Below are 26,136 nucleotides of genomic sequence, written 5' to 3'. Positions count from 1 at the left end.
TGCGGAAGAGTAAGGCTAATGCTCCGCTTGCGGCCAGCGTCGTTTGGGTTGTTGAGCAGCGAGCGCGATCGAGCTTTCGTCCCGCTCTTCCACGTTGATAACGTGATGCGGTTCGAACGGAAGTTCGATGCCGCTCCAAAACTCATCATTCTCGGCCAAGGCATCGGGATCATTGTCCAGAATGCCGAGATAGCCACCCGAGATACGTTCGCGGACGAGCACCCACATACGCTCGACAGCAACCGGCTCCTCTGGATCATCGACGCAGATCCTGAAGATCAGCTTGGCGAAATCGCCCGGCTGCAGGGTTTCCCGAACTTCCCTCGCAGGTATCCAGAATGTGGTCGGTGCAGCTCTATGATATTCTTCGCCATCATCCAGGCACCATCCGTCGATGTCGAAATCGGGCTTTCGCATGATGGCGTGATATAGCGGCAGGAAGGTCCGTAGAACTAACTTCCATCAGCCTTGGGTGATTTACACCGCAACAACATGCCCGCGGAACCAGTCCGCCAGCGCTTCCTCGCTCAACTCACCCGCAGCGAGCACCAAGAAGGCGACCACCAATTCCGCATCGGTTGCCGTCAACGCATAGCCGTTCAGCACGAGAAAGGTTTCGCTGACCACCGCCGCGGTCCGCTTGTTCCCATCCACGAACGGGTGGTTGCGCGCGATGCCATAAGCATAAGCGGCCGCCAGCGCCGCCGCATCGGGATCGCCATAGGCCGCGAGATTAGGCGCACGCGCCATCGCGCTTTCGAGCAGCCCATCATCGCGCCCGCCCTCACCGCCGCCATGTTCGGCAAGCTGCTCGGCATGCGCCGCGCGCGCCACATCGGCCGCGATCCAGACCCAATCCTGGGACATGGCTTTATTTCGCGAGTTCGCGTAGTGCGCGCTTACGCCGCGCCATCACCTCGCGCGCGGCCGCCATCTGCGCCTCGAAATCCTCGTCAGGCGCGCTCAGTTCGATCCCGCGCGGCGTGCGCGACACCGACAGGCTCTGCCCTGGCGCCACGTCGAGATGCGCCATCAGCTCCTTCGGCAGGATCACCGCCGAGGAATTGCCGACCTTGATGATCTTGAGGCTCATGTTCATACGCGCGTTATAACATCGGCGCGGTGTATCGACAAGCTTGACCCCCGGCGCCTGCTGCGCGACGAGGGCGCATGTCCGCCGATCGTTTCGAACGCCACCGCCAGCCCTGGACCGCTGACGAGATTCAGAAGCTCCACACCCTCGCCAAGAAGGGCATGGCGTTGAAGGCGATCGCCAAGGCGCTCAAGCGGTCCGAGGAATCGACCAAGGATCGCGCCAAGGCCGACGGCCTCAACATCGCGAAGCTGCGCTAAAGAGCGCCTTTCTCCCCACCCCGCTCGTGTCGAGCGAAGTCGAGACACGTTCCGTCAAGCCGACATCCCTCGACTACGCTCGGGACGAACGGAGTGAGGAGAGTAGGTGGACTCACCTGCTGACTTGGAAATCGCGGCCCACGAAATCTAAACGCCCCACTTCACAAAACGCTCGGTCAGCCATTCGATCGAGCGATCCACAGCCGACTCATAGCCCTCCGCCTCGATCGCCGGGCCCAGCAGCTCGACGTCGAAATAGCCGGCATAGCCCGCGTCGAGCAGGTGGCCGATGATCCATTCGAGCGGGATCGATCCGTCGCCCGGCACGCGGCGGTTAAACTTGGTGGGTTCGCCGACCACGAAGTCGCTCACCTGCACGCAGGTGAACAGGTCGACATGGTCGCGGAACAGCGCGGGCAGGCCCGGCTCGTACCAGCAATTCTGCAGTTCGAGGCAGATGCCGACATCGGCCGCGCGCGCCACGTCCGCCGCCGAGGCGAGCGTGTGGAGGAAGCCGGTATCGCGCGTCGTGATGCTGTTATTCTCGATCGCGATACGCACGCCGCGCTCAGCCGCATAGACGTTCGCCTTGCCGATGCACTTCGCGAAGGCGGCGCAGGCATCGTCGGTCGGCATGCGCGCCGGGGTCGGCCCGCTGACGACGTAGATCGAGGGCGCGCCCAGGGCATGCGCCGCATCGATATAGGGCCTCAGCCCCGCCAACGTCACATCCTCGCTTTCGATGAAGCTTTCGGTCCCCCCGCCCGCGAGCGAGCAGCTTTTGAGGCCCGCCGCGAGGATGTCCGCAATGCCGGCATCGACGTCATCCTGAAACTTCAGGAAGGTCGCGTTGATGACGTCGATGCCGCGCGATTTGCAGAAGGCGATGTCCTGATCGAGCGTCCAGTTCCACGTCGATATCGGGTTGAAGGATATGCGCGGATGGATGCTCATCAGAATCCCCGATCAGGCGCCGAAGAAGCGCGCGAGCGCCCCGTGGCCCTCCGCCACCGCACGTCCCGACACCACCGATCCGGGGATCGAATAGAAGCCGTGGATCGCGCCCGGATAGCAGTGGAAATCGGTCGGCACGCCGGCACGGAGCAGGCGGCGCGCATATTCGAAATTCTCCTCGACGAAGAGGTCGAGCGCCGCCGTCATGATGAAGGTTGGCGGCAGGCCGCTCAGATCCTCCGCGCGCGCCGGCGCGGCATAAGGCGACACGCCGTCCTTGCCCGGCTCATGCCCCAGCAGCGCCGACCAACCGAAGCGGTTGGAGTTGTTGTTCCAGCCGACCTCGCCCGCATAAGGATGCGGGTCGCTGCTCGTGCAGGTGCGATCGTCCAGCATCGGATAGACGAGGTACTGGAAGGCCAGCTTATACTCGCCCTTGTCGCGCGCCAGCAGCGCCATTGCGGCGGCCAGGCCGCCGCCCGCGCTGTCGCCCATCACGCCGATCCGGGTCGCATCGACACCCAGATCGGCGGCATTTTCGAACAGCCATTTGAGCGCGGCATAACCGTCGTTGATCTGCGCGGGATAGGGATTTTCGGGCGCGAGCCGATAGTCGACATTGACGATCAGGCAGTCGAGCTTCTGCGCGATCGGGCGCTGCGACGCCTCGCTCATTTCCGCGCGACCGATCAGGTAGCCGCCGCCGTGGAAGTTGAGCACCGCCGGCGCATTGGCGGGCAGGGTCTTCGGGCGGATCAGGACGAGGCGGACGTCGGGCTCGCCATCGAGGCCGGGGATGGTCCGTTCCTCCAGCGTGGTCGCGGCGAGCAGTTCCTCGGGCAACGGCATCGCCGGGAAGGGCTGGCGCAGCGCATCCAGATTGTCGGCGGTGAATTCCTTGGGAAGGATGCCGAGCAGCGGCACAAGCTGCGGATCGACGAGATGGCTGCCACGAAAATCGCTCACGCGAATCTCTCCTTTTGAGTTAACTCTATTCGCCGTTGGTCGCAGAAACCCACGGGAGGGCGCAAGTCCGTTCAGCCGCGATAGGCCCCTACCACGCGCATCACCGCCGATGCCGAGGTCAGCCGCGCATCGCCCGCGCCCTCGTCCACCAATGTCAGCCGCACGCCGATCTTGCCCGCCGTGCCGCGCACCGCCTCGCCCTCGACGCGAAACGGCCCCACCTTGCCGCGCGCCAGGAACATGACGTGCCACGATTCCATCTGGAGCAGGTTTGTGCCCGCCAGTTCCGCCGCCAGTTCGATCGCCGCCGTCTCCAGCACCACATGCTGCGGCCCGATGTGGAGCGCGCCGTCGGGCGATGCGAGTTCGGAGGCCAGCGCGGGCAGCATCCAGCGCCCGTCATCACGCCGCTCCGCGCCGAACGCCTGCCAGAGCGGCGGCAGATCGGGGCCGTCGACGATGTCGAGCTTGTCCTCGGGGATCTTCTCCAGCCCCTCGGGCGGGATGCCGATGATCGCCCCCTGCCCTTCGACGAAGGCGATGACGCGGCGGTGATCGTCGGCGTCGACGATCTTCGACCGGCTGTAGCACATGCGCGATCCGGTCTTCAGATCCTCGGTCTGGATGATTTCGATCCGCTTCACGTCGGGCGCGGGATCGAGGATCTGGCAGCTGTGGATCACCGGGTTCGGCACGGTGGTCAGATCGGTCATAACCCCGCCTTCGGGCGCGGTGATGGAGATCGGCGCGACCATCAGCCCGCCCGCCGCATTGCGCATGTCGCGGCGCAGGGTGACGGTGTTATCCTCCGGCCCCTCATTCATCGAAAAATGGCTGCGGCCGATGTAGCGATAGCTGAGCAGGCCGGTCCACCGCCGCTGCAGTTCGGCGGCATAAGCGGCCGGATCGCCCTTCAGTTCGCGAATATCCTTCAGCATCCCTCACTCCCTGGGTTCTTTTGCCGAACCTCCGTGCGGAAAGCCTAACGTCGCAAGGCGCAAAATTGCGGCTCCGATCCCGCTTTTCCGAAAGGGCGGTAGCCGGGCTGCAACATGAGCCATATAGTCGGGGCCGATGCGCATCATCGCCCTCGCCTTCGCCCTCCTCTCCGCCACCCCCGCCATCGCGGCCGACACGCCCCCGGCGGTTACCGAGACGTTCCGCATGAAGGCGGAGGAGGCGCATCAGGGCGTCGTTGCGGACAAGCGCTACATCTACGCCATCTCCAACGCCGAAATCGGCAAATATGACCGCAAGACGGGGCAGCGCGTCGCGCGGTGGCAGGGCGATCCCAAGCTGTTCGTCCACATGAACAGCTGCATCCTCGATCGTGCGATGCTGATCTGCGCCGCCTCCAACTATCCGCAGGTGCCGCAGGCCAGCTCGATCGAATGGTTCGACACGCGCAAGATGGCGCATGTGAAGACGCGCAGCCTGGGGCCGCAGCGCGGATCGCTCACCTGGCTCGATTGGCATGACGGCAGCTGGTGGGCCGCCTTCGCCAATTACGACAATAAGGGTGGTGAGCCGGCGCGCGATCACAAATTGACCACGCTGGTTCGCTACACGCCCGATTTCACCGAACAGGGCGCCTGGCTGTTCCCCCCGGCGGTCCTCGATCGCTTCGCCCCCTACAGCACGTCGGGCGGCGCGTGGGGGGAGGATGGCCTGCTCTACGTCACCGGCCATGACCGGCCGGAGCTTTATGCCGTGCGCCTGCCCGAAGCCGGATCCACCCTGATCCACGTCGCCACGATCGGTCTCGTCACCAACGGACAGGCGATTGCGTGGGAAAAGGGCGGCGCGAAGCGCACCCTCTGGTCGATCTCCCGTGCGGGCAGCGAGGTCGTCGCCGCGACGGTTCCGGGCGTCACCCGATAGCCCGCCCGATCGACACGATGCGCTTCGACAGCGCCGAGCATGATCCGCTCGACCGTGTCGATCTTTACGCGCGTTTCAACGGTCCGCCCTCGCGGATCGAGGAAGCCGGCCCCGCTTTCGCGATGCGCGTCACGCGCTGGCGGCTCGATCGCATCGTCCTGCACGAACGGCGCGCGCACGATATCGTCCATGCGCGGGGCGAGGCCGAGATTGCCGACGGCCTCGATCATCTGATGCTCCACCTGCTCGTGTCGGGCATCTATCGCATCGACACAGGCGACGGCTTTCGCGACGTGCCCGAAGGCGCGCTCCTCCTCCTCGATCTCCAGCGGCCGATGCGCACCCGCGCAGAAGATGCGCATGTGATCACGATCAGCCTCGCGCGCGATCTGGCCATCGCGGCGGCGGGCGCGGTCGGCAATCTGCACGGCCGCATCGTCGACGGCGGATCGGTGCTGCCGCTCTCGCATTATCTGCAGGCCCTGTGCCGCCACGCGCCGCTGATTCCGGAGACGGCGGCGAACGCGCTCGCGCAGGCGATCGTCCCGCTCGTCACCGTCGCGGTCGGCCCGCCCGCGCGCCCGGACGAAGCGATCGGCTATCGCGATGCCGGCGCGCTCGATCGCACGAAGCGGTTGATCGACGCCGGGCTGGGCAATGCCCGTTTGGACGCAACGCTACTCGCGGAACAGACTGGGCTGTCCCGCGCCACCCTCTACCGTCTGTTCCAGGCCAGCGGCGGGCTAATGGCCTATATTCGGAACCGACGGTTAGAACGCATACGCAACGCCCTCTCCAACCCTGAGGACGATCGCCCGCTTGGCACGATCGCGGCCGAAGCGGGCTATGCGAGCGAACGACAATTCGCCCGGCAATTCGAACAGGCCTATGGGACGCGGCCCGCGGCCTTTCGCCGCGCGGTCGTCGCCCATCAAGGCGAGGGGCGATCAAACCCCCGCCTCGACCTGTGGATATCGGAACTGGAATGACGCCACGCGGCCGCGTGCGCCTGCCCTCCCCCTGCAATCGATCTATAATCGAGCGGAAAGCGCGATCAACAACGCATCTGTCTCATATTTGAGACAGATGCGTCATCATCAGTAAATCGGCGGAAATCCTAGAACTTCTTGCCGTTATCCATGACCATGCCCTGCGTGCTGCGCTGGGCATTGAAGTAATTGCCCGCGGTCCAGCCGCCATCGACCGGCAAGGTCTGCCCGGTGACATAGCTCGACAGGTCCGACGACAGGAACAGCAGCGCGCCGGCAATCTCACTGGGCTGGCCCGATCGGCGCAGCGGGATCATCGAATTGTGCATCACCTGCTGGCGCGCCTCCGAATCCGGCACGCGCGGCGTCACGATCGCGCCCGGCGCGACGCAGTTCACGCGGATGCCATGATCGGCCCATTCGGTCGCCGCCGACTTGATGTAGCTGATCAGCCCCGCCTTGGCGAAACCGTAGGCCGCGTGGACGGGCGATCCGAAGATGCCGTCGACCGAGGATAGGCCAGCGATCGTCCCGCCCTTGCCCGCCGCGATCAACGCACGGGCGAACGCCTGCGACGCATAGACGAAGAAGCGCAGGTTGATGTCCAGATCGCGCTCGATATCCTCCTGCGTCAGATCGAGGATCGGCTTCATCGTCGCCTGGCCGATGATCGTGATCAGGCAATCGGGCACCGACAGATGCCGCGCCGTCTCCTCCATCAGCCGCGCACATTCGGCCGGCTGGCGCACGTCGCCGGTCAGCGCGACGGCCTTCACCCCGCGCGACCGCACGTCCGCCGCCACCTTTTCGGCCAGCCCGATATCGAGGTCGACGATCGCGACATTGGCGCCCGCATCGGCGAAGCGGATGCACGTCGCCTCGCCATTGCCCTGCCCGCCACCGAGCACGAGCACCGTCTTGCCCGCAAGCCCGAGCTGATCCTTCATGATGTTCCCTCTCCGCTTCGTTTCGAATCGTGCCTTCACTCTAGGCACCCCGCGCGCCGAGGAAACCGCAAATATCGCTGAACCAAAACCGATATTGCAATGGCGATACACCCAGTCCTCCCCGGCACGGGGAGGGGGACCATGCGGAGCATGGTGGAGGGGGCAGGAGACCGGGCGCAGCGCCTTGCCTCTTGCCCCCTCCGTCGCCTTCGGCGCCACCTCCCCGTCTCGGGGAGGATCTTTGGACTTGACAAAACGAACCATTTGGGTTAGTCGCTCCACCATCCTCTCGCCCGATCAGCGTGGGGATGCAGGACCGGCCCGGAGCAGAGCTCGCTCCGCATCCGGGCCGTGACAGGTCGGCGCGAAGTCATCCGGTTTCAGAAGCGGATGCGCATCGCTTCTCGCCGGCATGTGCTGGACGAACCCGCCGGCAGGCGGAGGCGACTTGCGGTTTCGAAGGAAAGACAGGGCCGATCCACTGCGGGAAGTCAGAGTCCCGCATCCCGGGTAGCCCCGACCGGACAGACCGCGCTTCGCCCCCAATCGCCGGGGCCGCTCTATCGAGGAGCGGCAGCAGCCAATCGCAGGACCGCATCCCCTGGCCTGGTGACAGCAGGCAAAGCATGTCGGTTCGGTCGGCCCCAGCCATGCCCGCACCACTGACCAACGTTACCCAACGTCCGGGTGCCCTTTTGGCAGGACGCGCCGACCTTCACCTGTCCTGACTTTACGCCACGAATCCGCCCACCAAAGATCCTCCCCGGGACGGGGAGGTGTCAGCGCAGCTGACGGAGGGGGCGGGAGGCCAGACGCATCGCCTGTGGCCAACCCCCTCCACCGCTTCGCGGTCCCCCTCCCCGTACCGGGGAGGATTGCGACGCCCTCCCAAACCAAAAAGGCCGGACGTTTCCGCCCGGCCCTTTCGCTCTCGATCGGTCCGACCGATCAGATCAGTTCGCGCAGCGGCGTTTCCGGGCGCGGGCCGAAGTGGGAGATGACCTCGGCCGCCGCGATCCCCGCCAGACGGCCGCATTCGGCGAGCGGCAGCCCGCGCGCGACGCCGAAGAGGAAGCCGGCGGCGAACAGATCGCCAGCACCCGTCGTATCGATCACCTGGTTCGCCTTGGCGGCGGGCACGCGGATCGTCTCACCATTGCCGACGATCAGGCAGCCTTCGGCGCCCAAAGTGATCGCGGCGATATCGACCGACTTGGCGACCTTCGCCGCCGCCGCTTCGATATCGTCGGTCTGGTAGAGCGAGCGGATCTCGTCATCATTGGCGAACAGGATGTCGATGTCGGTGTCGATCAGCGCGAGGAAATCGTCGCGGTGGCGATCGACGCAGAAGCTGTCGGACAGCGTCAGCGAAACCTTGCGGCTCGCCTTGTGCGCGGCTGCCGCCGCCTTGCGGAACGCGGCCTTGGCCAGATCCTTGTCGAACAGATAGCCTTCCAGATAGACGATCGACGCTTCGGCGATCAGCGCCTCGTCGATATCGTCCGGACCCAGGTTCACGCACGCGCCCAGATAGGTGTTCATCGTGCGCTGCGCGTCGGATGTGACGAGGATCAGGCAGCGTGCGGTCGCCGGGCCATCGGTCGCCGCCGGCGTGTCGAACGCCACGCCGATGCCGCGCATGTCGTGGCGATAGACGTCGCCCAGCACGTCCTGCTTCACCTTGCCGATATAGGCCGCGGTGCCGCCCAGCGATGCGACGCCCGCAATCGTGTTGCCGGCCGAACCGCCCGACACCTGCACGCCCGCGCCCATCGCCTGATAGATCGCCTCGGCCCGATCCTCGTCGATCAGCGTCATCGCCGCCTTGGGCATGTTGTGGGCTTCGAGAAAGGCTTCGTCGGCATGCGCGATCACGTCGACGATCGCATTGCCGATACCGAGAACGTCGTAGCGGGTGGTGGTCAAGGACAGCTCCATCAGATGATTGCGCCCGGCCTAGGGGCGTATATCGGGCGTGGGAAGGCTTATTCGTCGCCGGGCCGTTTGCGGCCCACCTTGCGCCACGACTGGCCGATCAGGCGCTTGAGGATGTCATGCGTCATCCAGCGCGCGCCGATGCGGCGTTCGGCCAACCCCTTGATGCTGCCGGGATCGAAGCCGGCATAGGGGGTGAACGGGTTGCGGCGATTATAGGCCCACAGCTCGATCCGGGTCGACGGCTCGCGCGTTTCGCCGCGCGCGTGGAAACCGAAGGTGTCGGCGACGACCAACGTGTTCGCGGGCACCGCCAGCGTCATCGGCTGCGGCAGGCCCAGTTCGGCCAGATGCTGCCGCTCGATCCGGAACGATCCGCGCGCCGACAGCCGATCGCCCTCGTCGCGCACCGAAAGGCTGCGCTTCTTCTCCCATTCGAGCCGCGCCGGGGTCAGCCGATGCGATCCGGGCACATAGGTGAAGGGGCCGTCATCCTCGCCTACGTCCTGCAGGAAGAACCACGCCTTCATCGTCGGGTGGAAGGTATCGGCATGCAGGTTGATCTGCGGATCGGGCGGCGCATCGAACCGATGCGTCAGGATCGACTGGATGTAGAGCAGCGGCTTCACGTCGAAGCTCGCGCCGTACCGCGCCAGCGCCTGGAAGCGCGGATGATCGGCGAAGGCCGTCACCGCCGGGATCGCGCGGATCGCCTCCGGATCGATCGCGTAGCGGCGCGTGATCGTATGCCCCTGGATCATCTCGCGCGCCGGGCCTTCGAAGGCGAGAATCTGGTCGCGCAGCTGCGCGAAGGTCTCGGGCGGCAGGAAGTTCTGGACCGCGACGAAGCCGTTCTCCGTAAAACTCGCCAGATCCTCGGGCGATAGCGCCTTGGCCAGTTTCGCGCGCCGCCGCGCGGCCATTGCATGCGCGGTCGCGACCCGCCAGCCGTGCAGCCCGCGCGCGTTCAGCCGCTGCGATCCGATGATCGGGTTGTCGAGGAACGATTTGGCGCCGGTCAGCAGTTCGGCGGCCCACCACGGCGCGAGCAGGGATCGCATCATCGACGTCATCGGTCAGGCGATCCCGCGCGCCGCCAGCACCGCTTCGATCGGCGCGACATCGGTAGGATTGTTGAGTTCGATCGCATCCCAGCCGATCGGATCGAACGGGACGACGCCCACGGGCACACCGCCGTCCAGGAAGCGCAATTGCTCCAGCCCTTCGAGGTCTTCGAGCTGCGATACATCGAGCGTCTTATAGCGGCGCAAGGCGTCGGGGCGATAGGCATAGACGCCCAGATGCAGGTGGACCGGCGGAAAATCGCGCGCCGCCGCCTCGGGCGGCAGATGCGGGATCACCCGCTTCGAAAAATAGAGCGCGCGCTGGTCCGCCCCGAACACCACCGTCGTCCCGCCGACGCGGCCCTGCGCCTGATCCTCGACCAGATGGGCGTAGGTGCTCTGGGCGCAGCGGACCGCCGGCGTCGTCATCGCGACATCGGGGCGCGCCTTCAGCGCATCGACCAGCCCGGTCACGACATAAGCGGGGGTCAGGGGCGCATCGCCCTGCAGGTTGACGACCACCGAGGGTTCGATCCCCAGCCGGTCGATCGCATCGGCGCAGCGTTCGGTGCCGTTACGGCAATCGGCCGACGTCATCACCACCTGCCCGCCAAAGCCGGCCACGGCCTGAGCAATGCGATCGTCGTCGGTCGCGACCCACACGGCGGCCGGATCGACGATCCCCGCCGCGCATTCCCAGCTGCGCCGGATCAGCGGCTTGGCTTCCCCGGTCGCCCCCCGCAGCATCGCCAGCGGCTTCGCCGGATAGCGGCTCGACTGGTAGCGCGCAGGGATGATGATGATGGTGTCGGTTGGCGCCGCACCGGACATGGGAAAGCCTCAGCTCAGGCCGTAGCGAACGAAGTCGTGCATGTGGACGATGCCGACCGGCTTTTCTTCGCCCTCGGCCATCACGAACACCGTGGTGATCTTGGCATCGTTCATGATCATCAGCGCGTCTTCGGCCAGGATCGTCGCCGGGACGGTCTTGGGATGATGCGTCATCACGTCGACGGCGGTGCGATCGAGCAGGTCGCCGATATGCCGGCGAAGATCGCCATCGGTGATCACGCCGATCAGCTTTTCGTCCGCGTCCAGCACGCCCGCGACGCCGAAGCCCATCGACGTCATCGTCATGATCACGTCGCGCATCGGCGTGTCGGTGTGGACCAGCGGGATGCGCTTGCCGATGTGCATCATCTGGCTGACCGGCATCAGGCGCAGCCCGATCGATCCGCCCGGATGCAGTTCCTTCAGGCTGTCCTTGCTGATCCCGCGCACGTCCATCAGCGCCATCGCCAGCGCGTCGCCCAGCGCGAGCATCACGGCGGTCGACGATGTCGGCGCGATATTGGCGGGGCACGCTTCGCGGACCTGCGGGATCGCCAGCGGCACGTCGGCATGCTGCATGACGGGCGAATCTTCACGCGCCGACACGCCGATGATGCGGACGCCGATCGCGCGGCAATGCTGCATCACGGCCCGCAATTCGGTGGTCAGCCCCGAATTGGACAGCATCATCACGGTATCGCCGCGCTTGATCATGCCCAGGTCGCCATGCGCGGCTTCGGCCGGGTGGACGAAGACGGCGGCGGTGCCGGTGGCGCACATCGTCGCGGTGATCTTGCGGCCGACATGGCCCGATTTGCCCATGCCGGTGATCACGACGCGGCCGGTGGTCGAGGCGAGGAGTTTCGTTGCGGCAACGAAATGGTAATCCAGTGCGGCGGACAGGGATTCCAGCGCGCTTGCCTCGATCTCGATAACCTCGCGGCCGCGGGAGAGAATGTCGCTGTCTGAAATATGAGCCAGCTCAAGCAGTTGATTACTATTCACACCTGGCCCCTTCAGTGTTTTCTTTTCGCGATATTGGCTCGCCACTGCTTCACTCCCCATATACCCGAATGCAAAAGGTGCAATAGCGATGTTGCGGTGCGAAATTCTTTATCCGCTACACCGTTACCCACTTTCCACACTCGGTTAGGTGGTTAAGCCTTTCGGCCCTGTGTCCTTCGACACAGCTATAACGTTGCCGTTTCGGTTCGGCCTTGGAAGCTGAACGCCGGACGAACAAAAAAGCCGCAACGGGACGAACCGAAACGACGATGCGTCGGCCGCCCCCATTTGCGTTGCGCGCGGGCATCGCCATATAGTGCGAACCGGAACGACGGACGCGCGAAGGAAGCCGGATTTTGGACGCAGGCGGGCATGGTGATGGCGGTGGCGTAGGCCGGATCGGCGATCGCGCCTGGCTGAACCGCATGAACAGCCTCACCGCGCGCAAGGCCGAGCCGCAGCGCGTCGCCAACGATCAGCCGCGCGTTCCCGAAGGCACGCGCGTCTATGCGATCGGCGACATTCACGGGCGGCTCGATCTGCTGCTGCCCCTCCTCGCGCATATCAAGGCGGACAATGGCGCGCGCCAGCCCGCCGACGCCCATGTCGTGCTGCTGGGCGATCTGGTCGATCGCGGCCCTTATTCGGCCGAAACGGTCGAATTCATCATCAGCGCACTGCCCAGCTTCGCGACCTTCCACATCCTGATGGGCAATCACGAGGAATCGATGCTGCGCGCGCTCGATCCCGCCGATGATCAGACGGGCAATCTCTGGCTCAAGTTCGGCGGCTACGAGACGCTGGCGAGCTATGGCGTCCCGGTCGCCCTGCTAGGGGGTGAGGAGCTTCCGGGTGCGGACATACTCGCCCAATATGTCCCGGCGCGGCACAAGGATTATCTGAAGGGCCTCGCCGATACGGTGCGCTTCGGCGACTATCTGTTCGTCCATGCGGGCATTCGCCCCGGCATCCCGATCGACGCGCAGGACCAGGTCGACATGCACTGGATCCGCCGCGACTTCCTCGATCACAAGGGCGATCTGGGCGCCTATGTCGTCCACGGCCATACGATCAGCACCACGCCCGATATGCAGGCGAACCGCATCGGCATCGATACCGGCGCCTATCGTTCGGGCACGCTGACCGCGCTCGGCCTCGAAGGCGACAGCCGCTGGCTGATCAAGGCGAGCGTCGTCGAAGGCGAAGTTCAAACGAAATTAAGCACCGTGGGTTAAGCCGGTCCCGACTCGGTGTCGGGATAAGGATGCTTGCATGCGGCGTGTTCGTGGCCGCCCAGCCAATTCAATGGAAGGCCAGACGGGCGACAGGGGCGTTCGCGGCCTGCGTTTCCTGCGCGGCCTGATGCCCGCCGGCACCACGCATGATCGTTCGTCCGTGTCGAATCGCGTGCGGATGACGGCCGATGCGCTGCCGCTGGTGCTCCTTGCCGAACTGACTGTCGCGGGCGCGCTGGCGCTGGTGCGCGCGGACAATTTCGATGCCGCCGGGATCGCGATGATCGCCGGTCCGCTGGTCGCGATGCTGCTGGCGGGCGGTTTCGTCTGCCTGATCATCGCGCGCGGGCTGCAACGGCGGATCCGCGCCGAAGACATGCACGGCGTGATCGCCGGGGTCGCGCTGGTCCACGGGCTCGGCTGGGCGTGCTGGATGTTCGGTTTCCACGACGACATGGCCTCCCCGCTCTGGCCGATCGCCGCGATCGCGCATTGCGGCCTGCTGATCCTCGCGACGATGACGTTCGTGCCCGTGCCAATCGCCGCGCTCGCTTTGTGGCTGCCGCTCACCGGCATGGCCGTGTGGATGTTCGGCAGCCTCACCGCTTTCGTCATCACCCTGCCGATGGCGGGGCTGATCATCGTCGCGCTGGGCGGCATTTCCGAACGATCCTATGTCGCCTCGCACCGCTGGCTCGACAAATCCTCGGCCGCGCTGAAGGCCGGTGTGCTGCTGCGCGAGTTCGAGGAAACGCATCGCGGCTGGTTCTGGGAAACCGATGCGCGCGGCTATCTGACCTATATCTCGCCGCAGCTCGCGGCGGCGCTCGGCCGCTCGGTCGAACAGCTGCTGGGCACCCCCTTCACCGAACTCGTTCAGCACGAGCGCGAGGAATCGACCTTCACCGGGCAGGGCGAGCGCACCCTGGGCTTCCACCTGTCGACCCGCCTGGCCTTTACCGAAATCGCGGTGCGCGCCGCCGGCATCGGCGATGCGCGCTGGTGGTCGCTCTCCGGTCGCCCGGCCTTCGACGAAGGCGGCAACTTCCTGGGCTTCCGCGGTTCGGGCACCGACCTGACCGAGATGCGCAAGTCGGAGGCCGAGGTGAAGCGCCTCGCCAGCTACGATCCGCTCACCGGCCTGCCCAACCGCATCATGATGCGCCGCACGCTCGACGAATCTTTGCGCGACGTCGCCGGCAAGCCCAAGCGCGCGGCGCTGCTGTTGCTCGATCTCGATCGCTTCAAGTCGGTCAACGACACGCTCGGCCACCCGGTCGGCGACGTGCTGCTGGGTCAGGTCGCCGAACGGCTGACGCGCATCGTCCACACCGACGGCCAGGTCGGCCGTCTGGGCGGCGACGAATTCCAGGTCGTGCTGCCCGGCATTGCCGAACGCATCCACCTCGCAAATCTGGCCGATGCGATCATCGCCGAACTGTCCAAGCCCTACCGTATCGAAGGATCGGTCGTGTCGATCGGCGCCTCGGTCGGCATCGCGATCGCGCCCGATGACGGCGCGGCCGCCGACGCGCTGATCCGCAACGCCGATCTCGCGCTCTACGCCGCCAAGGCCGACGGCAAGGGCGTCCACCGCTTCTACGAACCGGAGATGCACGCGTCGGCCAAGGACAAGCGCCTGCTGGAAATGGACCTGCGCAAGGTGATGAGCGAAAATGGGCTCAGCCTGGTCTATCAGCCGGTCGTCGACGCCGTGACCGAAGCGATCGTGGGGTTCGAGGCGCTTGCGCGCTGGAACCACCCGACCCGCGGCCTCGTCTCCCCCGCATCGTTCATCCCGGTGGCGGAGGAAATCGGCCTGATCCCGCAGATCGGCGAATGGGTTCTCCGCACCGCCTGCCTCGAAGCCGCCAAGTGGCCCGACAATGTGCGCGTCGCGGTGAACATCTCGCCGATCCAGTTCGCGTCGCCGGCCCTTCCCGGCATCGTCCTGTCCGCGCTCGCCGCCGCGCAGCTGCCGCCGCACCGGCTGGAGCTGGAGATCACCGAGGGCGTGTTCCTGGGCGAAGGCGAGGATACCGACGCGATGTTCGCGCGGCTGAAGGCGATCGGCGTCCGCTTCGCGCTCGACGATTTCGGCACCGGCTATTCGTCGCTCGGCTATCTGAAGAAGGCGCCGTTCGACAAGATCAAGGTCGACCAGAGTTTTGTGCGCGGCGCCGCCGTGCCCGGAAGCCGCAATGCGGCGATCGTCCGTGCGATCGTGACGCTGGCCGAAAGCCTCGGCATGGAGACAACGGCCGAAGGCGCGGAGACGCCCGAGGAACTGGCGCTGATCCGCTCGCTCGGTTGCAGCCACATTCAGGGCTACATCTTCGGCAAGCCGATGTCGTCGGACGAGGCGCGCGCCCGCGTCGCGCAGCACGGCAAGTTCGCGATGCCCGGCCTGCTCGTCAGCCGCGATCCGCGCGTCGCGGTGCTGCGGTCGGCGATGGTGCGATCGAACCTGGGCAACATGCAGGGCCGCGTGCGCAACCTCTCACGCACCGGCGCGATGATCGAATGCATGACGCCCCTGCCCGCCGAAACGCAGGTGGTGCTCGAGTTCGGCGACGGCGGCCGCGTCGGCGGCACGGTCCGCTGGTCGGGCGAAGACCGCTTCGGCATGATGTTCGACGAACCGATCGAACTCGAACAGCTCGCCTCGGGCCGCATGACGAAGGCAAGCGCGGCTTAAAACCCCGTCGCCAAAGTGAGCGCGATCGTCTGGCGGTCGCGGCGGGTGGCGGCCATTGCCTGCGCGTCGTCGGCGGTCATGCGGCCGTGGCGCGCCTCGATCCCGATCCGCATCGCATGAGCCTGCCCGAAATCGGGGCTGTAGGCGATCGCGGCGATCATGTTGCGACCACTCGGGCGGCCGCCGCTCGCCAGCTCGATCCCGCGCTGCATCCCGGCCCATTTGCTGTCATCGAAATTCAGCTGATAATGCGCACTCAGCTGCCAGCGATCGTCCTGCACCCAGCCCGCGCCGATGCTCGCCGTGCCGCTTACCAGCTTGCGCCCGCCCGCCATCGGCACCGCGCGGCGGCGACTTTCGCCGATCATCCCGGCGGACAGCCATAGCCGTCCGCTCTCGCTCGCGTCCACGCCATAACCGATCATCACCGAGGATCGCGACAGGTTCGCCTGCTTCTTCTCGCCGGCCTGCCGCCCGCCCAGCTTGCGCCCCTTCACCTTGTCGATCGCGATCGTGAAAGGCCGTTCGCCCTCCGCAATCGGCAGCGCCAGAGGCTCCTCGGGCGTCGCGCCATAAGTGGCTTGCAGGGTCGCGACGGGCAAGGCGCACGTCGCGCAGTCGATCAGGATCGCAGGTGGCATCATCACGGCAGGCGCTCCCCAAAAGCGTCGTCGGATGATCGCCCTCTACAGGCGTTGCGCGAACCGGGTGAGTCAGAGCGATGAAGGGATCGTGACAGCGATCACCGCGCCTCGCGAAACACCACGAATTTCGAGACGATGAAGAAATAGACCGCCAGCGACAGCGTGGTCAGCACCTTGGCGATCCACGGATTGAGCAGCAGCGAATAGAGCGAGATCAAAGCGGTCGACACGCCGATGCCAAGGATGTTGGCGATCACGAAGGCCGCGATCTGCCGCACATGCCGCCCGTCGTCGAGCCGCTGCCCGAAGGTCCACGTCTTGTTGAGCAGGTAGGAGATCGTCGTCCCCACCAAATAGCCGGCGGCATTCGCGATCTGAATCGGCACGCCGATCAGCCCATAGAGCAGGCCGAAGATCGCATAATCGGTGCCGTTGTTCAGCACGCTGACCGTCAGGTAACGGACCGCCTGCGATCGGCCGAGGCGCGCGATCATGGGCGCTCTCAGACGCTTTCGGGCGGGCGGCCCAGCGATATGTCGGTCGCGGGCGTGTGGACGCTCGGCCGATCGATGAAGCCCATGCCGGGCACGCCGACCTGCCCGATCTCATGCTGGGTCTTCACCTCGCGGATCAGGAACAGGGGTCGCCCCTTCGACTGCATGTAGAGCCGACCGAGATATTCGCCGAGCATTCCCGCGATCAGCATCTGGCCGGAGCCGAGCAGCACCACGATCACCATCAGCGACGCCCAGCCGGGTACGACCTGCCCGTTCGCCCAGCGGAACAGGGTATAGCCGAGCAGCAGCATACCGACCGCCGCGAGGATCAGCCCCAGATAGCTCGCCATGCGCAGCGGCAGGATCGAGAAGCCGGTGGTGGCGTCGATCGTCAGCTTGATCATCTTCTTGAGCGGATAATGCGTCTCGCCCGCCAGCCGCGCGTCGCGATGATAGCGATAGGCGACCTGCTTGAACCCGATCCACGCGACCATGCCGCGGATGAAGCGGCTCTGTTCGGGCATCGCCATCAGGGCGGCGAGCGCCCGCCTGCTCATCAGGCGGAAATCGCCGGTGTCGAGCGGAAGGTCGACGTCCGACAGCCGCTTGAGCATCCGGTAGAACAATTTGGCGGTGATCTGCTTGCCGAACGTCTCGCCCGCGCGGGTCAGGCGCTGGCCATAGACGACGTCGGCCTGCTCATCGCGCATCATGTCGAGCATCGGCCGCAGCGCCTCGGGCGGGTCCTGCAGATCGGCGTCGATGATCAGGATATAGTCGCCCCGCGCGAGCGAGAGGCCCGCGGTCAGCGCGAGTTGATGCCCATGATTGCGCGACAGATCGACCCCCACGACGCGATCGTCCTGCGCCGCCAGATCGGCAATGATCGGCCAGGTGCGGTCCTTCGATCCGTCATTGACCAGGATCAGTTCGTAATCGTCGGTAACGGCCTTCGCAGCATCGGTGACGCGGCGGTGGAGCGTATCGAGGCACAGCTCCTCATTATAGCAGGGCACCACGATCGATAGATAAGTCACCCGGCCCTCCGCGCCCAACCGGACGGCACCAAACCACGCTAACGATGGCGGGGCAAGGTTGGGTTATGCAAACTATCCTCCCCCGCCAGGGGGAGGTGGCGCCGAAGGCGACGGAGGGGGAGGACACGACTCAAACGAGTTGGTCGCCGTCCTCCCCCTCCGTCAGCTGCGCTGACACCTCCCCCTGGCGGGGGAGGATGAATCAGACAGCAGCGCCCATCAGCGCGGGGAAGAATTCCTCGTGGGCGCTGCGCAGGTCGGCCAGCGGCACGCCCGCGACCTCGGTGCCGCCGGTGGTGCCCAGACGGTGCGCGGGGATGCCGGCGGTGAGCGCGGCGGCCATCACGGCGTCGCTGTTCGCGGTGGTGACGATGTAGCGGCCCTGATCTTCACCGAAGGCGCGCGTGTGGCTCATTTCGCCCAGCTTCGCGCCGATGCCGCCGGCCAGCGCCATTTCGGTGACCGCGACGATCATGCCGCCGTCGGAGATGTCGTGGCAGGCGGTGACGGTGCCCGACAGGATCAGGTCGCGCACGAAATCGCCGTTGCGGCGCTCGGCAGCCAGATCGACCGGCGGCGGCGGGCCGTCTTCGCGATCGTAGATGTAACGCAGCCAAAGCGACTGGCCGAGATGACCGTCACGGTCGCCCGCCTCGGTGCCGATCAGGACGATATGCTCGCCCTCCGCCTTGAAGGCGATCGTCGCGGACTTCGACCAGTCCTGCAGCAGGCCGACGCCGCCGATCGCCGGGGTCGGCAGGATGGCAGAGCCGCCGCCGGTCGCCTTGCTCTCATTGTATAGGCTGACGTTGCCCGACACGATCGGGAAGTCGAGCGCGATGCACGCTTCCGACATGCCCTCCAGGCACCCGACGATCTGGCCCATGATTTCGGGGCGCTGCGGATTGGCGAAGTTGAGGCAGTTTGTGACGGCGAGCGGGGTCGCGCCCACCGCGGTCAGGTTGCGCCATGCCTCGGCGACCGCCTGACGCCCGCCCTCGACCGGATCGGCGAAGCAATAGCGCGGGGTGCAATCGGTGCTGATCGCCAGCGCCTTGTCCGTATCGTGGACGCGCACGACGGCGGCGTCGCCGCCGGGGCGCTGGACGGTGTCTGCGCCGACCATGTGGTCATACTGCTCCCAGATCCAGCGGCGCGAGGCGATGTCGGGCGAACCCATCAGGGTCAGCAGATTTTCGCCGATCTCGCCCTTCGGCGCGATCGCGCCCAGCGGCTCGCGCTTGGGCGTCGGCACCCAGGGGCGATCGTAGAGCGGGGCTTCGTCGGCCAGCGGACCGAGCGGAATGTCGCACACCGTCTCGCCGTTGAACTTCAGGACCATGCGGCCCGTCTCGGTGACGTGGCCGATGACGGCGAAATCGAGTTCCCATTTGCGGAAGATCGCTTCGGCGAAATCCTCGCGGCCGGGCTTGAGGACCATGAGCATCCGCTCCTGGCTCTCGCTCAGCATCATCTCATATGGGGTCATGCCGGTTTCGCGCTGCGGAACCTTGTTCATGTCCAGCTCGATGCCGACGCCGCCCTTGCTGGCCATTTCGACCGAGGAGGAGGTGAGGCCGGCGGCGCCCATATCCTGAATCGCGACGATCGCGTCGGAGGCCATGAGTTCGAGGCACGCCTCGATCAGCAGCTTTTCGGTGAAGGGATCGCCGACCTGCACGGTCGGGCGCTTGGCGTCCGAATCCTCGCCGAAGTCGGCCGAAGCCATCGTCGCGCCGTGGATGCCGTCACGCCCGGTCTTGGATCCCACATAGACGATCGGATTGCCGACGCCCGAGGCGGCCGAATAGAAGATCTTGTCCTGATCGGCGATGCCCACGGTCATCGCGTTGACCAGGATATTGCCGTCATAGGCCGGGTGGAAGTTCACCTCGCCACCCACGGTCGGCACGCCGACGCAATTGCCATAGCCGCCGATGCCGTGGACCACGCCCGCGATCAGGTGCCGCATCTTGGGATGATCGGGCCGGCCGAAGCGCAGCGCGTTCATGTTCGCCACCGGACGCGCGCCCATCGTGAAGACGTCGCGCAGGATGCCGCCCACGCCGGTCGCCGCGCCCTGATAGGGTTCGATGTAGGACGGGTGGTTGTGACTCTCCATCTTGAAGATGGCGGCCTGGCCGTCGCCGATGTCGATGACGCCGGCATTCTCGCCGGGGCCGCAGATCACCTGCGGGCCGGTGGTCGGCAGCTTCTTCAGGTGGATGCGGCTCGATTTGTAGCTGCAATGCTCCGACCACATGACCGAGAAGATGCCGAGCTCGACCATGTTCGGCTCGCGGCCGAGCGCGTGGAGCAGGCGATCATACTCCTCCGGCGACAGGCCATGTTCGGCGACGATTTCGGGCGTGATGGCAGCAGCGTTCTGGGTCATGCGCGCGCCGATAGCGAAACGCGGGCGGGGTGGGAATGCCTGATTGTGCCGCGATCGATTGCCGGTGCGTTTCCGGTGCCGTGAAGCGCGCCCGATCGGGGTCATCAGAAGGGCCTTGGGGATGGGCCGATTGTGCGCGGCCCGATTCGCAGCTTAGCCTCCGTCCCAACGCGGCCCGCCAGAGGCGCGCGACGCCGATAGGGCCGAGAGGAGAGCTCGATGAAATATGGTTATCTGATCCGTGGCGGCACCATCGTCGATGGCACCGGCGTACCCGCTTACGAAGCCGATGTCCGCGTGGTCGACGGCATGATCGCGCAGATCGGCAAGGGGCTGGAACAGCGCCCGCGCGAGCGCGTGATCGATGCGGCGGGTTGCCATGTGACCCCCGGCTTCATCGAGACGCACAACCATTTCGATGCGCCGATGTGGTGGATGCCGATGCTGGAGCCGATGGCAGCCTACGGCGTCACCACATCGATCAACGGCAATTGCGGATTCGCGGCCGCCCCCTGTTCGGACAATGCCGAGGATCGGCTGGAGATGGTCAAGATCTTCTCCTTCTTCGAAGACATCCCGATCGAGCCGTTCCTGAACGTGCTGCCGTGGGACTGGCGGACGTGGAGCGAATATCGCGCATCGATCGAGAAGCACCTCTCGCTGCCGGTGAACTTCGGGTCGTTCTGCGGCCATATCGCGCTGCGCCTCGCCGTGGTCGGCAAGGAGGCGTGGGATCGCCCGTCGACCAAGGACGAGATCGCCAAGATGTGCGCGCTTCTGGAAGACGCGCTCGATGCGGGCGCGCTGGGCCTGTCGAGCAACATGCTCGATTGGGACCAGAAGGGCCGCGCCATCCCCAGCATCACCGCGAGCGACGAGGAATGGTCGGCGCTGGTCGACGTGCTCGCGCGATATCCGGGCAAGACGATGCAGGTCATTCTGGGCAACTTCATCCGCTATACCGGCAATGAAGATATGAAGCGGCTGGAGCGGATCATCGGCGACCGCGAGATCAAGCTGCAGTGGCTCAACCTGCCGCCCAAGAAGGGCAAGCCCCACCTGCTTGAACTTTACGACATGCACGAACGCTACAAGGCGGAGGGGCGCAACTGGGTGCCGACCTTCGCGACGTCGCCGCTCGCCAGCACGCTCACCTTCTATTCGTCGCTGATCTTCGGGCAGGCGGGCATCCTCGTCTGGCACGAGATCATCGAGGCGAAGACCGACGAGGAGAAGCTGGCGCTGCTCGAAAGCCCCGAATGGCGCGCGCGGGCACGCGAAAGCTGGGACAATGTCTATCCCGGCACGCCGATGAGCCGCCCGCATGATCAGACCTTGCAGGAAAGCGAGACGGGGATCGGCCCGGTCGGCATCAGCCTGGGCCAATATGCCGAGGATCTGGGCGTCCACCACAGCGACGCGCTGGCCGAATGGCTGATCGTCAACGGCTTCGGTTCGGTGGTGATGACCAAGCTGCCGCCGATGCGGACGTGGGAGGAGGTCGCCGAATTGATGGCCGATCCGCAGGCGATCACCAACGTGACCGATGCGGGCGCGCACGGGCAGATGCTGTGCGGCATCGGCAACAATGTCGCGCTGATGACGATCCTGTCGCGCGACAATGATTATGCGCCGCTCGAACTCGTCGTCCACAATCTGACCGGCAAGCTGGCCAACTGGTTCGGCCTGATCGATCGCGGCGAGATCAAGGTCGGCAAGGCGGCGGACATCGCGGTGTTCAATCTGGCCGAGATCGAGCAACGGCCGATCGAGCGCACCTTCGACGTGCCCGACGGCAAGGGCGGGCGCACGTGGCGCTACACAAGGTCGGATGCGCCGATGCGTCTCACGATGGTCAACGGCACGCCCACCTACGTCAACGGCCGCTATACCGGGCAATTCCCGGGGCAAGTCGTCTCGCCGATGGTCGAGCAGCCGCTCGCCCAGGCCGCCGAATAAGGGAGGACGGACACATGGAAGAAGCCGTTTCCGTTCGCCGCGACGAGGCCGATGAGGCCGCGACCGTCGCCGAGAACAATGCCCGCCACCAGATGAGCGACAAGGAGGCCGCCTATATGCGCGGCCGCGCCGAGCCGGTCACGTCGAGCGTGCTGATATCGTCGTCCAAATATCTGAACGACCCCTTCTACCGCGAAACCTATGCGCAGTTCGCGCTCAGGAAGCCGGGGCCGGATCTGCCCGCGACCTATCTGATCCCCAACATGGTCAAGGCTTTGTCGAGCCAGCGCGACGACCAGGAATATTATGCGCTGGTGCAGGAGGAGCGGAAGACCAAGCCCGAGTTCGACGCGTGGCTGAAGCGCCGTAGGCTGAGCCGCTACATCCCCGACGAGATGCGCCAATATGGCCCCGGCACGCTGGGCGCGATGATCCGCGACTGGATCGAGCAGTCGGGCATGGAGATCAACTTCATGAAGGCCGGCATGGAGCCGCGCAACGACCTGGAATATATGGCCAAGCGCCGCGTGTCGCACCACGACATCGAACATATGGTGACGGGCTTCGGGCCCTCCGCACTCGGCGAACAGGCGCTGGCGGTGATGAACAACGTCTGCACGCTGGCTTATTTCAGCGCGCCCCTCGCCAAGTACATCAACGAGGCGACGATGTTCGTGACGACCACGAGCCTCTACCGCCTGCACCTGCACACCACCGAATTGATGGCCGAAAGCTATGATGCGTGGCGGCAGGGGATTGCGGCCGGGCAGTCGATCAAGAAGCCGCTGCTGCTGGTCGACTGGGAGGATTATCTCGACTGGCAGGTCGAGGATATCGCCGCCGATCTCGGCTTCGAGCGCGGCCCCGGCGAAGGCTGGGCCTATTCGAACGAAGTGGTCGGCGCGGGCGGTTACTGACCGCCGCGTTCCAGCTGTGCGCGGTATCGCCCGGCGATCACCGCGCAGACGAACAATTGCAGCTGGTGGAAGATCATCAGCGGCAGGATCAGAACGCCGACCACGGCGGGCGCGAACAGGGCGCCCGCCATCGGCACGCCCGACACCAGGCTTTTCTTCGATCCGCAGAACAGCAACACGATCGCATCCTCGCGCGGCAAGCCGGCACGGCGCGCCATGAAGACATTCGCGCCCATGACGAGCGCGAGCAGGACGGCGCTGAGGCCCAGGATCGTGACGAGATCGAGCGGCGACACCTTCTGCCAGATCCCCTGCACCACCGCGGCCGAAAAGGCGGTATAGACGACCAGCAGGATCGACGATCGATCGACCGGCTGGAGCAGCTTCTTGTGGCTATCGACCCACGCGCCGATCCACGGACGCAGCAAATGCCCCGCAACGAAGGGCAGCAGCAGCTGCACGACGATATCGCCGACCGCATCGATCGACACGCTGTGCCCCGCCCCGCCGACATTCATCAGCAGCGCGACGAGCAGCGGCGTGATGACGATGCCGGTCAGGTTGGACAAGGACGCGCTGCACACCGCCGCCGGCACATTGCCCCCGGCCATTGCGGTGAAGGCGATCGACGATTGCACCGTCGACGGCAGCAGCGACAGGAACAGCAGCCCCGCCAAAATCTCCGGCGCCGCGATCGGCCGCGCGAGCAGCGAGAGGCCCAGGCCCAGGATCGGGAACAGCACGAAGGACGACGCCATCACCAGCAGGTGCAGCCGCCAGTTGCCCGCCCCCGCGACGATCGCCGCGCGCGACAATTTCGCGCCGTGGAGAAAGAACAGCAACATGATCGCGGCATTGGCGATCCAGTGAAAGATCGGCACGCCGATGCCGCGCGCGGGCAGCAGCGATGCGGCCGCCACGGTCGCGATCAGCATCAGCAGGAACGGATCGATGCCCTTCAGGGCTCGCAGGATCAGGCGCATATGCCTGCCATCGGGTAGCGGGGCCGGCACGTCAACTCTCCGGCGCCCGGGACAAACTGACAACACTGTTTACGCATTGTAACATCTTTCCCTGTATTCCCACGATCGTTGAGCGGCGCGATCTTTGCCGCTACCGTTTGCGTTTCCGGTGGGGAGGGGGCCGGTTTTATGTTCGACATGGTTCGGGAGATGCTGGCCGGCAGCTATGCTCCGCATGGCTATTGCCTGTTGTGGCAGCCGTGGCTGGTGTGGACGCACACCATTTCCGACGCGCTGATCGCCGGCGCCTATTTCTCGATCCCGCTCGCGCTGATCGCCTTCGTCCGCCGGCGGCGCGACATCGCGTTCGGGGGCATATTCTGGCTGTTCGCTTTGTTCATCACCGCGTGCGGCGCGACCCATGTGATGAACATCTGGAATCTGTGGCACGGCGATTATGCCGCCGAAGCGATCGTGAAGGCGGTGACGGCGCTGGCATCGGTTTCGACCGCGATCATCCTGTGGCCGCTCCTGCCCCGCGCGATCGCCCTCCCCTCCCCCTCGCGCCTGGCCGAGGCGAACACCCAGCTGAGCGCGCGGATTCGCGAACGCGACGCCGCGCTCGAAGCGCTCCATGCCGAGATCGAGGAGCGCGAGAAGGCCGAGGCCGCTTTGCTCCAGTCGCGCAAGATGGAGGCGGTGGGCCAGCTGACCGGCGGCATCGCGCATGATTTCAACAATCTGCTGCAGGTCGTCGCCGGCAATATCGAGCTGATCGCGCGCAAGGTGAAGGCCGATCCGACGCTGACGCGCATGTCGACCAATGCGCTCAGCGCGGTCGAGCGCGGCAAGAGGCTGACCGGGCAGTTGCTCGCCTTCTCGCGGTTGCAACGTCTCGAACTCAAGAATTTCGATCTCGTCCCGCTGATGCGCGAGGCGCGCGAACTGCTGGGCCGCACGATCGGGCCGTCGATCACGATCGACGTCGACGTGCCGATGGAGGACGCGGTGGCGATCGGCGATCGCGTCCAGCTGGAACTCGCGATCCTGAACCTGGCGATCAATGCACGCGATGCGATGCCCGACGGCGGGCGGCTGTCGATCGGCATCCGCCGCGAATATCTGTCGGGCCGCGACGATGTCGAGGAAGGCGATTATCTGGCGATCGACGTCAGCGACACCGGATCGGGCATGTCGGCCGAAACCGCGGCGCGCGTGTTCGAACCCTTCTTCACCACCAAGCCGGTGGGCAAGGGATCGGGGCTGGGGCTGAGCATGGTGTTCGGCATGGCACGCCAGAGCGGCGGCACCGCGACGATCCGATCCGAACTGGGCCAGGGCACCACCGCCACCATCTATCTGCGCGCGGCGCGCGGGCACGAGCTTCCGGTCGATCAGACCGAAGCCGCCGATCCACGCGACGTGGAGCAGCTGGGCGGGCTGCGCGTCCTGATCGTCGATGACGAGGAGGAGGTGCGCGACGTGCTGGGCGCGATGCTGGAGGAATTCGGCTGCGCGGTCGTGCAGGCGGGCGACGGCAAGGAGGCGCTGGCGCTGATGGAGGCCGAAGATCCCGAGGCGATGGTGATCGACTTCGCGATGCCCGGCATGAACGGCGCCGACGTCGCCCGCGCGGTCCTGAAGGCGCGGCCCGACATGCGGATCGTCTTCGCGACCGGCTTCGCCCAATCCGACGCGATCGACGCGGTGATGGGCGAGGATGCCGTGGTGCTGCGCAAGCCCTTCGGCCCGGCGACCCTGGCCGGCGCGCTGGCGAAGGCGGTGGGGTAACTCCCCATTCCTCCCCGGTACGGGGAGGTGGCATGCCGAAGGCATGACGGAGGGGGCTGATCAAGGGCGATGTCGC

At 65.8% G+C, this 26,136-nt stretch carries 24 protein-coding genes; 8 read left to right on the top strand and 16 right to left on the bottom strand.

Going from position 1 to position 26,136, the window contains the following annotated elements; all coding sequences use genetic code 11:
* Positions 1-15: 15 nt before the first annotated feature.
* Genes EOD43_RS16870 through EOD43_RS16860 form a run of 3 tightly spaced genes read right to left on the bottom strand, consistent with a single transcriptional unit; the run spans position 16 to position 1,099 of the window.
* Positions 16-417: a DUF2314 domain-containing protein gene (locus EOD43_RS16870; RefSeq protein ID WP_127745197.1), complete on the bottom strand. Its 402-nt coding sequence runs from the start codon at positions 415-417 to the stop codon at positions 16-18.
* A 60-nt stretch (positions 418-477) separates the two neighbouring features.
* Positions 478-867, bottom strand: coding sequence for a type II toxin-antitoxin system death-on-curing family toxin (locus EOD43_RS16865; protein WP_127745196.1), 390 nt, complete (start codon positions 865-867; stop codon positions 478-480).
* Positions 868-871: 4 nt separating this feature from the next.
* Complete coding sequence (locus EOD43_RS16860) at positions 872-1,099, bottom strand: AbrB/MazE/SpoVT family DNA-binding domain-containing protein (RefSeq protein WP_127745195.1); 228 nt, start codon at positions 1,097-1,099, stop codon at positions 872-874.
* A 71-nt stretch (positions 1,100-1,170) separates the two neighbouring features.
* On the opposite strand from EOD43_RS16860, the gene EOD43_RS16855 reads away from it, so the two are divergent.
* Positions 1,171-1,353, top strand: a complete 183-nt coding sequence (locus EOD43_RS16855; protein WP_127745194.1) for a hypothetical protein — start codon at positions 1,171-1,173, stop codon at positions 1,351-1,353.
* Positions 1,354-1,500: 147 nt separating this feature from the next.
* Here the strand turns inward: EOD43_RS16855 and EOD43_RS16850 are convergent, their stop codons facing one another.
* The 3 genes from EOD43_RS16850 to EOD43_RS16840 form a co-directional block, all read right to left on the bottom strand.
* Complete coding sequence (locus tag EOD43_RS16850) at positions 1,501-2,307, bottom strand: sugar phosphate isomerase/epimerase family protein (protein ID WP_127745193.1); 807 nt, start codon at positions 2,305-2,307, stop codon at positions 1,501-1,503.
* Positions 2,308-2,319: 12 nt separating this feature from the next.
* Entirely contained in the window at positions 2,320-3,273 is a 954-nt protein-coding gene (locus tag EOD43_RS16845; protein WP_127745192.1) for an alpha/beta hydrolase, read from the bottom strand.
* A gap of 71 nt (positions 3,274-3,344) precedes the next feature.
* Positions 3,345-4,211 (bottom strand): hypothetical protein, encoded by an 867-nt coding sequence (locus tag EOD43_RS16840; protein ID WP_127745191.1) that lies wholly within the window; start codon positions 4,209-4,211, stop codon positions 3,345-3,347.
* A 136-nt stretch (positions 4,212-4,347) separates the two neighbouring features.
* On the opposite strand from EOD43_RS16840, the gene EOD43_RS16835 reads away from it, so the two are divergent.
* Together EOD43_RS16835 and EOD43_RS16830 are read left to right on the top strand one after the other, a co-directional pair.
* Positions 4,348-5,154 carry a hypothetical protein gene (locus EOD43_RS16835; protein WP_127745190.1) on the top strand — a complete coding sequence of 269 codons (807 nt, stop codon included), beginning with the start codon at positions 4,348-4,350 and terminating at the stop codon, positions 5,152-5,154.
* Between the two features lie 17 nt (positions 5,155-5,171).
* Positions 5,172-6,143, top strand: a complete 972-nt coding sequence (locus EOD43_RS16830) for an AraC family transcriptional regulator (protein WP_127745189.1) — start codon at positions 5,172-5,174, stop codon at positions 6,141-6,143.
* 128 nt (positions 6,144-6,271) lie between these two features.
* Here the strand turns inward: EOD43_RS16830 and EOD43_RS16825 are convergent, their stop codons facing one another.
* The 5 genes from EOD43_RS16825 to EOD43_RS16805 all read right to left on the bottom strand — a co-directional run bounded on the left by EOD43_RS16825 (position 6,272) and on the right by EOD43_RS16805 (position 11,925).
* The gene (locus EOD43_RS16825) at positions 6,272-7,090 is read right to left on the bottom strand and encodes an SDR family NAD(P)-dependent oxidoreductase (protein ID WP_127745188.1); all 819 of its coding nucleotides are present in this window, start codon (positions 7,088-7,090) and stop codon (positions 6,272-6,274) included.
* A gap of 948 nt (positions 7,091-8,038) precedes the next feature.
* Entirely contained in the window at positions 8,039-9,016 is a 978-nt protein-coding gene (locus tag EOD43_RS16820; RefSeq protein WP_240653282.1) for an adenosine kinase, read from the bottom strand.
* 59 nt (positions 9,017-9,075) lie between these two features.
* A complete protein-coding gene (locus tag EOD43_RS16815) occupies positions 9,076-10,098 on the bottom strand; it encodes a phytanoyl-CoA dioxygenase family protein (protein WP_127745186.1) in 1,023 nt (340 codons plus the stop codon).
* 3 nt (positions 10,099-10,101) lie between these two features.
* Positions 10,102-10,920, bottom strand: a complete 819-nt coding sequence (locus tag EOD43_RS16810) for a 3-deoxy-manno-octulosonate cytidylyltransferase family protein (protein ID WP_127745185.1) — start codon at positions 10,918-10,920, stop codon at positions 10,102-10,104.
* A gap of 9 nt (positions 10,921-10,929) precedes the next feature.
* On the bottom strand, positions 10,930-11,925 hold the full coding sequence (locus tag EOD43_RS16805) for a KpsF/GutQ family sugar-phosphate isomerase (protein WP_240653281.1): 996 nt from the start codon (positions 11,923-11,925) through the stop codon (positions 10,930-10,932).
* 356 nt (positions 11,926-12,281) lie between these two features.
* Here EOD43_RS16805 and EOD43_RS16800 point away from each other — a divergent pair, with 356 nt between their 5' ends.
* Positions 12,282-13,160: a metallophosphoesterase family protein gene (locus EOD43_RS16800; RefSeq protein ID WP_240653280.1), complete on the top strand. Its 879-nt coding sequence runs from the start codon at positions 12,282-12,284 to the stop codon at positions 13,158-13,160.
* 37 nt (positions 13,161-13,197) lie between these two features.
* Positions 13,198-15,858, top strand: a complete 2,661-nt coding sequence (locus EOD43_RS16795) for an EAL domain-containing protein (protein ID WP_127745183.1) — start codon at positions 13,198-13,200, stop codon at positions 15,856-15,858.
* Here the strand turns inward: EOD43_RS16795 and EOD43_RS16790 are convergent.
* From EOD43_RS16790 to purL, 4 genes are all read right to left on the bottom strand, one after another.
* Positions 15,855-16,505: a hypothetical protein gene (locus EOD43_RS16790; protein WP_127745182.1), complete on the bottom strand. Its 651-nt coding sequence runs from the start codon at positions 16,503-16,505 to the stop codon at positions 15,855-15,857. The genes EOD43_RS16795 and EOD43_RS16790 overlap by 4 nt on opposite strands.
* A gap of 95 nt (positions 16,506-16,600) precedes the next feature.
* Positions 16,601-16,996, bottom strand: coding sequence for a GtrA family protein (locus EOD43_RS16785; protein ID WP_127745181.1), 396 nt, complete (start codon positions 16,994-16,996; stop codon positions 16,601-16,603).
* Between the two features lie 8 nt (positions 16,997-17,004).
* Complete coding sequence (locus tag EOD43_RS16780; protein WP_206363579.1) at positions 17,005-18,036, bottom strand: glycosyltransferase family 2 protein; 1,032 nt, start codon at positions 18,034-18,036, stop codon at positions 17,005-17,007.
* 202 nt (positions 18,037-18,238) lie between these two features.
* Entirely contained in the window at positions 18,239-20,431 is a 2,193-nt protein-coding gene (gene purL / locus EOD43_RS16775; RefSeq protein WP_127745179.1) for a phosphoribosylformylglycinamidine synthase subunit PurL, read from the bottom strand.
* Positions 20,432-20,650: 219 nt separating this feature from the next.
* Here purL and EOD43_RS16770 point away from each other — a divergent pair, with 219 nt between their 5' ends.
* Positions 20,651-22,390, top strand: coding sequence for an N-acyl-D-amino-acid deacylase family protein (locus EOD43_RS16770; RefSeq protein WP_127745178.1), 1,740 nt, complete (start codon positions 20,651-20,653; stop codon positions 22,388-22,390).
* Positions 22,391-22,404: 14 nt separating this feature from the next.
* The gene (locus tag EOD43_RS16765) at positions 22,405-23,307 is read left to right on the top strand and encodes a Coq4 family protein (protein ID WP_127745177.1); all 903 of its coding nucleotides are present in this window, start codon (positions 22,405-22,407) and stop codon (positions 23,305-23,307) included.
* On the opposite strand, the gene EOD43_RS16760 is transcribed toward EOD43_RS16765, so the two are convergent.
* Positions 23,301-24,290: a bile acid:sodium symporter family protein gene (locus tag EOD43_RS16760; protein WP_127745176.1), complete on the bottom strand. Its 990-nt coding sequence runs from the start codon at positions 24,288-24,290 to the stop codon at positions 23,301-23,303. The two genes, EOD43_RS16765 and EOD43_RS16760, sit on opposite strands and share 7 nt — an antisense overlap.
* A 168-nt stretch (positions 24,291-24,458) precedes the next feature.
* Between EOD43_RS16760 and EOD43_RS16755 the strand changes: the two genes are divergently transcribed.
* Positions 24,459-26,060: an ATP-binding protein gene (locus EOD43_RS16755; protein ID WP_127745175.1), complete on the top strand. Its 1,602-nt coding sequence runs from the start codon at positions 24,459-24,461 to the stop codon at positions 26,058-26,060.
* Positions 26,061-26,136: the final 76 nt, after the last annotated feature.

Origin of the sequence: Sphingomonas crocodyli (assembly GCF_004005865.1) — a bacterium.
Classification (GTDB): Bacteria; Pseudomonadota; Alphaproteobacteria; order Sphingomonadales; family Sphingomonadaceae; genus Rhizorhabdus; species Rhizorhabdus crocodyli.
Note: the sequence above shows the minus strand (reverse complement) of the source record. Positions and strands in the feature narration are given on the sequence as shown.